The sequence below is a fragment of the Pseudomonadota bacterium genome (genome assembly GCA_030859565.1).
In the GTDB taxonomy this organism is placed as follows: domain Bacteria; phylum Pseudomonadota; class Gammaproteobacteria; order JACCXJ01; family JACCXJ01; genus USCg-Taylor.
This window is the reverse complement of the sequence record JALZJW010000248.1, coordinates 1-3,177: the sequence shown is the minus strand read 5'-3', so window position 1 is coordinate 3,177 and position 3,177 is coordinate 1. Positions and strand designations below refer to the sequence as shown.

Below are 3,177 nucleotides of genomic sequence, written 5' to 3'. Positions count from 1 at the left end.
CGTAGTCCCGAGGCACTCCCCAGACCTACCCGTGGACCCAATGCCCGATGAAGCTGAGCCGATGCCGTGTAACGGACATTCTATGACAGGTCTGGCTTACCCCACAGGTGGTTGATCCCGGAATGCCGGAACACACGAATCGATACACCCTGGCCATGCCCTCCAGCATACTTGCTTTTCGATAAATCAAGTGTGAAAGATCGGTATGGGAAACAGCCAGGGGTACCTAAGAGAAAAAAGGGGGCTTGACAAAGCTATGACAGGGCGGAGCAGTCTTATGCCGCCGAGGCCAGTGGGAGCCTCGGCTCCGGCGGTACCATCGATCGATGCGGCGGCCTAATCGCCGAAGGCTTGTCAGTCGAGAATACCGTGCGGGGTCAGCCATCCCGTGGGGTACGCGATCATCAAGAGCACGAAAAGCCCTATCGATAATGCCACCCGCAGCGTGAGCGCGCGTACGGTCCCATCCCGAGCGCTCCCCGCCTCGAATCAAGCGCATCAGCGCAACGCCCAGGCTGATTAACACGGCGAATAGACCGCCGATGACTAGAAGTTTAACCAGCACGCCCGAGATGAATCGCGGGGTTCATAGCGGCACGGTTTGTCGCTCTAGCACGGTCCGTACAACCTCGCTTAGGAGCGGGGGGACGGTATTCTTCTCCCCCGGCCGAAGGTAAGGGATCCTCGCGAGCAACGGTGCCTCGATGAAACGTTCTAAGCTAGTCACGGTGGCCTCTACATACCTGTAATCCACGTCCACTTGGTTGGCAACCCAACCGAGCATTTTTACCTCGTCTCTCTCGATCGCCTCGACGGTCAGCAGTGCATGATTAATACATCCAAGCCGCACGCCGACGACGAGTAACGCGGGAAGGCCTAAGTACCGCACCAGCGTGGACACGAAAGCCTGGTGATTGAGAGGTACGCGCCAGCCACCAATGCCTTCCACGACCACGCAATCCACCTGCTGGAGAAGCTGGCGATAAACGTCGTTCACCGCCCCCAGCGAAATCTCCATATCCACGGTAGTGGCGGCGAGGTGCGGCGCCACGGGAGGTTCGAAGGCGTAGGGGTTAACGCTGGCGTAAGGCAAGGGCACGCTCGATCGCTCTAATAGCGCGAGCCCATCCGCGTTTTTGAGTCCATCGACCGTGCGTACGCAGCCCGTCGCGATCGGTTTCATGCCCGCTACGCGCAGTCCAGCCTCCTTCAATCCGTCGATAAGAGCAAGCGCGACCATGGTCTTGCCCACCCCGGTATCGGTTCCGGTGACGAAAAGCCCCTCTCGCATAGCCGGCCTGGACGCGCCCTTTTTGCCGTAGTCAGTGCGGTAAACGCACCTTGATCGCGCTTCTAAGCTGCTCGATGGGAAACGCCGCGACCGTGCTTCCGTCCTGCGCCCGTACCCCGGCTTCCGGTACCCACGCATGCCCATAAACGACTTCGAAGGTCGCCGGTAGCACGCCGTCGCAGCGGAAGCGTTCGTATTCGTTCACGAGCGCCGTCAATTCACCTTTCCCGGTGAGACCGCGATGGCGGCCTTGCGCCGCGTTGACCGCCCCGATTGTTTTCAGATCCCGCATCAGCGCATAGGCATCGGGGTAGGTCATCGTGAAGCGCTCGACGTCCAGCACCGGGCCACTGAAACCGGCGCGAATGAGCGCATCACCGATGTCATGCATATCGGCGAATACATGCACATGAATTCGGCTATCTACCTTTGCCCAACTTGCCCGTAACTCGCTGAGCGTATCCGGCCCGAAGGTCGAAAACATCAAGAGCCCTTGGGTAGTCAGAACCCGGCGGAATTCTTCGAGTACCCGGTCGAGATCGTTGCACCATTGCAGCGAGAGATTGGAAAACGCGAGGTCGATACTTTCCGCGGCTAAGGGAAGGCGTTCCACATCGCCGCAAAGATAAACCTGGCGCGATAAGAAACCCGGTGCATGCCTCCGTGCCTGCCGCAGCATTCCATGGGCAATATCGAAGGCCACAAGCGCCTCGGGCCGATAGGTCCGGCGCAATAAGGCCGTGGCGTAACCCGTGCCAGCGCCCGCATCCAGCACCCTCCTGGGAGTGATCTTTACTAGCGCTAGACGCTCCAGCATGCGCATGGCCACGGTCTGCTGGAGCACGGCATGCCGGTCATAGCTCGGCGCCGCGCGGTTAAACGCGGCCGCCAAACGCTTTTTATCGAGCCGATAGGGGTCCGGAAAGCTTGTTGGCATCAAAAGACTCTCGCAACACCCGCCGGGTCTCGTGTTGATGCGAGATAAAAGGCGCATGCCCCGCACCAGCGATGACATACTTGCATAAACGCGGAGACAGGCGCATCAGGGGATCGGCAACATGGACCGGAATCAAGGGATCGCAGTTTCCTAGTATAGCTAAAACGGGGCCTCCATCCTGCTAAGGGCACTAAAAAGACTTCATACTCCTGCGTTAACTACCCGATGAATTCGTCCCGGATCGAACCAGTGAATCCCCACCCGTTAACGAAGACCAGCGGGAGACCCTGTCCTCGCCGTTCTATGAAACAGCGCATGGGATCTCGGTGAGCGCCGCCAGTAACCCGTCGATATGCGCCGGCGTGTGGTTTGCCGTGAGGGTGATCCGCAATCGGGCCGTACCCTGCGGCACCGTCGGTGGCCGGAATGCGACGACGTAGTACCCATTGCGCCGCAGCCATGCCGCCACCCCCAAGGTAGTGCGGCTGTGACCTAAAATGATCGGCTGGATCGGTGTACGCGAGTCACCAAGCTTGACCCCAAGGCGTCGCGCCCCAGCCCTGAAGTGTTCGATGAGCATCTGCAAATGCGTCCGACGCCACCCCTCGAGACGCAGCAACGCGAGACTTTCGCGCACCGCTTCGGCCATCGCTGGCGGCATGGCCGTAGTATAAATATAACTCCGGGCACGCTGAATGAGCGTTTCGATGAGCGGCTCCGAACCCGCTACAAACGCCCCAAATACGCCCAATGCCTTACCGCAGGTGGCCATGAGTATCGGCGCCTCACCAAGCCCAAGCCCGAGCTGATTCAAGGCGCCCGCCCCATCCACACCCAACACGCCGAACCCATGCGCGTCATCAACCACCAGCACCGCTTTGTGCCGCGCGCACAAGCTGGCGATTTCGACCAAAGGCGCGAGGTCGCCGTCCATGCTAAAAACGGCATC

4 protein-coding genes are annotated in these 3,177 nt (G+C 59.8%); all 4 read right to left on the bottom strand.

All coding sequences use genetic code 11. From position 1 onward, the window contains the following. Nucleotides 1-354: 354 nt before the first annotated feature. Nucleotides 355-438 carry a hypothetical protein gene (locus M3436_20255; protein ID MDQ3566304.1) on the bottom strand — a complete coding sequence of 28 codons (84 nt, stop codon included), beginning with the start codon at nt 436-438 and terminating at the stop codon, nt 355-357. 148 nt (nt 439-586) lie between these two features. After that, nucleotides 587-1,291: a dethiobiotin synthase gene (gene bioD, locus M3436_20250; GenBank protein ID MDQ3566303.1), complete on the bottom strand. Its 705-nt coding sequence runs from the start codon at nt 1,289-1,291 to the stop codon at nt 587-589. A gap of 31 nt (nt 1,292-1,322) precedes the next feature. After that, complete coding sequence (gene bioC / locus M3436_20245; GenBank protein ID MDQ3566302.1) at nt 1,323-2,228, bottom strand: malonyl-ACP O-methyltransferase BioC; 906 nt, start codon at nt 2,226-2,228, stop codon at nt 1,323-1,325. Between the two features lie 301 nt (nt 2,229-2,529). Continuing rightward, the coding region (locus M3436_20240) for an aminotransferase class I/II-fold pyridoxal phosphate-dependent enzyme (GenBank protein MDQ3566301.1) at nt 2,530-3,177 on the bottom strand (648 nt) is incomplete at its 5' end.